The 4,747-nt window shown below is 64.9% G+C and carries 4 protein-coding genes and 1 pseudogene; 1 reads left to right on the top strand and 4 read right to left on the bottom strand.

All coding sequences use genetic code 11. From position 1 onward, the window contains the following. The coding region (locus VIQ49_RS00995) for a M13 family metallopeptidase (protein ID WP_331879971.1) at positions 1–1,765 on the top strand (1,765 nt) is incomplete at its 5' end. Positions 1,766–1,849: 84 nt separating this feature from the next. Here VIQ49_RS00995 and VIQ49_RS00990 read toward each other — a convergent pair. The 4 genes and pseudogenes from VIQ49_RS00990 to VIQ49_RS00975 form a co-directional block, all read right to left on the bottom strand. Further along, positions 1,850–2,776 carry a L,D-transpeptidase gene (locus tag VIQ49_RS00990; protein ID WP_331879970.1) on the bottom strand — a complete coding sequence of 309 codons (927 nt, stop codon included), beginning with the start codon at positions 2,774–2,776 and terminating at the stop codon, positions 1,850–1,852. Positions 2,777–2,984: 208 nt separating this feature from the next. Next, on the bottom strand, positions 2,985–3,836 hold the full coding sequence (locus VIQ49_RS00985) for an alpha/beta fold hydrolase (protein ID WP_331879969.1): 852 nt from the start codon (positions 3,834–3,836) through the stop codon (positions 2,985–2,987). Between the two features lie 27 nt (positions 3,837–3,863). Further along, complete coding sequence (locus VIQ49_RS00980; RefSeq protein WP_331879968.1) at positions 3,864–4,559, bottom strand: TetR/AcrR family transcriptional regulator; 696 nt, start codon at positions 4,557–4,559, stop codon at positions 3,864–3,866. A 35-nt stretch (positions 4,560–4,594) separates the two neighbouring features. Next, positions 4,595–4,747, bottom strand: a pseudogene (locus tag VIQ49_RS00975) (ABC transporter ATP-binding protein); the annotation flags it as partial.

Raw genomic sequence — 4,747 nt, 5'->3', positions numbered from 1 at the left:
ACCCGAACCCGGTAGTGACGCCAGGAAGATCGGTGACCTCTACGCCAGCTTCATGGACGAAGCGCACATCAATTCACTGGGCATCGAGCCCGTGCGCGCCGATCTCGCGGCGCTGGCCGGCGCCGCCGACCGCGTCGAGCTCGCCCGCCTGATCGGCGCACAGCAACGCCGCGGCATCGGCGGGCTGTTCGGCTACTACGTCGACACCGACGCCAAGCAGTCCGACCGCTATCTCATCCACATCACCCAGTCGGGCCTCGGGTTGCCGGACGAATCGTATTACCGCGAAGAGAACCACGCCGAGTCGCTGGCCGCCTACCGCGAGCATGTGGCAAAGATGTTCGGGCTGGCCGGTTTCGACTACGCGCAGCGCGCCGCCGATACCGTGGTCGACCTCGAGACGGCGATCGCCGCACAGCACTGGGACGTGGTCCGGCGTCGCGACGCCGACCTCACCTACAACCTGCGGACGCTGGCCGAATTGAAGTCGGAGGCAACCGGCCTCGACCTCGACGCCTGGACCGCGGGACTCAGCACATCGGCCGACAAGACGTTCGGCGAAGTTGTTGTCGGCCAGCCGTCGTTCATCACCGGAGCCGCGGCGCTGTTCGCCGAGCGCGACCTGGACGACTGGAGGCTCTGGGCGCAGTGGCGGCTGCTGCATTCGGCCGCACCGTATCTGTCCGACGAGTTCGTGGCCGAGAACTTCGAGTTCTACGGCAAGACCCTCACCGGCTCCGAGGTCATCCGTGACCGCTGGAAGCGTGGTGTCGGCCTGGTCGAGCAGGGCCTGGGATTCGCCGTCGGCAAACTGTATGTCGCCAAGCACTTTCCACCGCAGGCCAAGGCCCGGATGGATGAGCTCATCGACAACCTGGTGAAGGCCTACCGCCGCAACATCACCGACCTTGATTGGATGAGCCCCGAGACGCGCGAGAAGGCACTCGTCAAGCTCGAGAAGTTCACACCAAAGATCGGCTATCCAGCCACCTGGCGGGACTACTCGTCGCTGACGATCGACCGCGGCGACCTGTTCGGAAACATCGCCCGCGCAAGCGCTTTCGAAGAGGACCGCGAGTTCGCCAAGATCGGGGCCCCGGTCGACCGCGACGAGTGGTTCATGACTCCGCAGACCGTCAACGCCTACTACAACCCGGGCATGAACGAAATCGTCTTCCCGGCCGCGATCCTGCAGCCACCGTTCTTCGACCCGGAGGCCGACGACGCCGCCAACTACGGCGGCATCGGTGCGGTCATCGGCCATGAGATCGGCCACGGCTTCGACGACCAGGGCGCCAAGTACGACGGCGACGGTAATCTGATCGATTGGTGGACCGACGCCGACCGCGCCGAATTCGGCACGCGCACAGGCAAGCTCATTGCCCAGTACGGCCAGTTCACACCCAAGGGACTCGACGAGAAGTACAAGGTCAACGGCGACTTCACGATCGGTGAGAACATCGGCGACCTCGGTGGCCTCTCCATCTCACTGGTGGCCTACCAGATCGCGCTCGACGGGAAAGATGCTCCGGAGATCGACGGACTCACCGGTCTGCAACGCGTGTTCTACGGCTGGGCGCAGGTCTGGCGCACCAAAACCCGTGACGCGGAGGCGATCCGCCGGCTGTCCATCGATCCGCATTCACCGCCGGAGTTCCGCTGCAATGGCGTGATCAGCAACATCGATGCCTTCTATGACGCATTCGGCGTCAACAGCGACGACGCGCTCTACCTCGACACCCCCGAACGCGTCCGCATCTGGTAGCCCAACCCACCGCCACAACCGATTTTGGTGGGTTTTGGTGAGGCCGACCTGCGGGTTTGCTCGCCAGAACCCACCATCTTCGGGTCAAGGGGCAGTGAAGTCCGTGAGGCCGTCGGCGGGATCGATCGTGCCGCCGACGGTGTTCTGGACGATGACCGGCGCGCCCTTGGGTGCATTCTCGAAAAACCATCGACCATCGTCGGTGCTGACATTGATGCATCCGTGCGACACGTTGGTGTTGCCCTGCTGCCCAACCGACCACGGCGCCGCGTGCACGAAGATTCCGCTGTTCGACAGTCTCGCCGCGTATTCGACATAGGTGCGGTATCCACCGGGCGAGTCGACGGGGACACCGTACGTGGATGAATCCATGTACATGTCCGCGTACCGCTCGCCCACCGTGTAGGTGCCGTTGGGTGTCGGATTCTCGTTGGCACCCATGGATATCGGCATGGTCCGGACATCGGTGCCGTCCACGGTCACCGTCAGCGTGTGGGTGTTGTCGTCGGCGGTTGCCACCCACTCCTCGCCGATGGTGAACGCTGAAGCGGCACTTCCGGCCTGCACGTCGACCTGGGTGCCGGCCGGCCAGAAACCGTTCGGCTTCCACCGCAGTTCCTTGTTGCCGACCCATCGGTATTCGCCCTGGACCACCGGTTCGGTCAACACCCGGATGGCTTTCTCCGCGGTCGCCTTGTCGTCGATGGCGGCCGTGAACGAGATGATGACCGGCTGCGCGATGCCCACTTTCTCGCCATCGGCGGGCTCGAGAACGGGTGTGGAGAAGTTGGCGCGGCCCAGAGGCTGCTGCTCGGACCGCTCTGACCGTTCGGTGCCTTCGGTGCCCGGCAACGGAACACTCGGCGTCGACACCCCGGGGAGATCAGGGCCGCCCGGCCAGATCGGATCGGCCTGCGCCGACACCGCCCCGGAACCCACCACCAGCGCACACCCGGCAGCAACAATCGCCAGTTGCCTCCATCGGCGGTTGGCGATCAGGCCGAACTGCATGCAATAACCCCTTGGTATCCCGTGCGCGCCTGAGTATCCCCACGTGCGCCGGGAACGACGACCGGCGCCAGAATCCCCAAGATACGTCAGTGCACAACGATCCACCACCGGGTCCCCCGACGGCGACGATATCGATCGCCTGGCCTCGGTTGATCGGCGGAATACCCGGGTGTGCGGGCCAGGTCACCGTCAATAAGGACCGCCCGCCTCAGCGAGACAGAAAATCGAGGACCGCACCCTCGAAGGCATTTTTGGCCTCGATCATCACCCAGTGCCCACATTTGGGGAACACATGCAGTTCGGCGTCGGGGATCAGGCGCATCGGCACCATGGCCATGTCCGGCGGACTCACGCGGTCGTCCCGTCCCCACGTCAGCAACGTCGGACAGGTCACCTTGTGCATCATCGACCAGTACGGCGGCGTGTCGGACGCGGCCATGAATTGCTGCTGCATCTCGAATGCGGCCGACCCGTACATCATCTGAGCGGTTTCCTGGGCGTCCGGATTGATCGCGGCCTCCCACCGCTCCTCGATCAGCTCGTCGGTGATCAGGTCGCGGTCGTAGACCATGCCGGTCAGCCACCGGATCAGCTTGTCGCGATCGGGCGCATCGGTGAATTCCTGGAGCAACCGCAGGCCTTCACTCGGACTCGGACTGAAGACGTTGGGTCCGACACCGCCGATGGTGACCAGCTTGGCCACCCGCTCGGGCTTCTTGATCGCCAGGTTGACGCCGACCACGCCGCCCATCGAGTTGCCGACGATCGGCGCCGATTCGATCCCGAGGGCATCCATGAACCGGATCACCGAGGAACCCGCCGTCAGAACCGGATGACCCTCGACCGCGTCGCTCACCCCGAATCCCGGGAACTCCAGGACGTAGCAATGGTGACTCTCGGCGAAGACGCCGATGTTGCCCCGATAGTTACGCCAGCCGGTCACGCCCGGACCCGAGCCGTGGAGCAGGATCAGGGGCGGTCCGGAGCCCGCCTCGTGGTAGCGCAGTACCCCGTTGTCGGTCTGCAGTTCTCGCTTGCTGTTCTCATACGTCACGTCCACCGACTCAGATTAGAACGTGTTCCAGTTTCATGTACCGCTTGGGTGGATTTCCGCAGCGGTTGGCGCCAGCGATCGATCGACCGCCTGCAACTGTTCGACGTCGACGGACCGCAACACCGACATCGCCGACGACACCGCGAGTTCACAAGCGGTGTCGATACTCGCTCCTGCGACGATCACCGCGCGGTGCGCCACGTCGAGGGTCATCCCGATCAGCATCGAGGCCAGGACGTCCGCGCCGACGCCGACGGCGTGGCCCCGGGCGGCGAAGGCGGTGCGGAGACGCTGCGCCAGTTTCGGTTCCAGCGCCGCCGAGAACTGCCGTGCCGACTCCCGATGCTGTTCCCTGTTGGTGAGCAACACCCGGAACCCGTCCGGATTGCGGCGCGCATACTCGAACAGCACCTCGACCGAGTACCGCGTGTGGTCTCCATAGGTCATCTCGTCGCCCTGATCGTAGGCGGCGAGCTTCCATCGGGTCAGCGTCTGCATCTCCCGGTCGAGCACCGCGTCGACCAGCGCATCCCGGGATCCGAAGTGCGCGTAGAGGGTGACCCGGGACGTGCCGGCGCGGGCGGCGATCATGTCCATCGTTGCCCGCGCCGCACCGACATCCGCGATCACCGCGAGTGCGGCGTCGAGCAGCTCTTCGTCAGTCGGCCGGTTCCGCGTACTACGGCGGGTCTTGGGTACGGCTGTGGCCGAACGTGTTGTCTTCGACAAAATCGGGTCCTCCAGCGCAGTAACGCAGTTCGGTCTTAACCGGCAGCGGCTGCCACCTCGTCATCGGGGCCGTCGACTCGACCGAAGTATGCCGCCTCGACCGTCTCGCGCTGGGCACTGAGCTCGGAAGCAGGACCAGACAATGCCACTCGGCCATGGTGCAGCACAATCGCCGAGTCGGCAATCGC

It is taken from the genome of Williamsia sp. (assembly GCF_036566845.1).
In the GTDB taxonomy this organism is placed as follows: domain Bacteria; phylum Actinomycetota; class Actinomycetes; order Mycobacteriales; family Mycobacteriaceae; genus Williamsia.
This window is presented reverse-complemented; position numbering and strand designations above follow the sequence as displayed.

What these genes read in the sequence shown, in the direction of transcription:
- VIQ49_RS00990 (WP_331879970.1), bottom strand. Translation starts at nt 2,776, where the DNA reads ATGCAGTTCGGCCTGATCGCCAACCGCCGATGGAGGCAACTGGCGATT.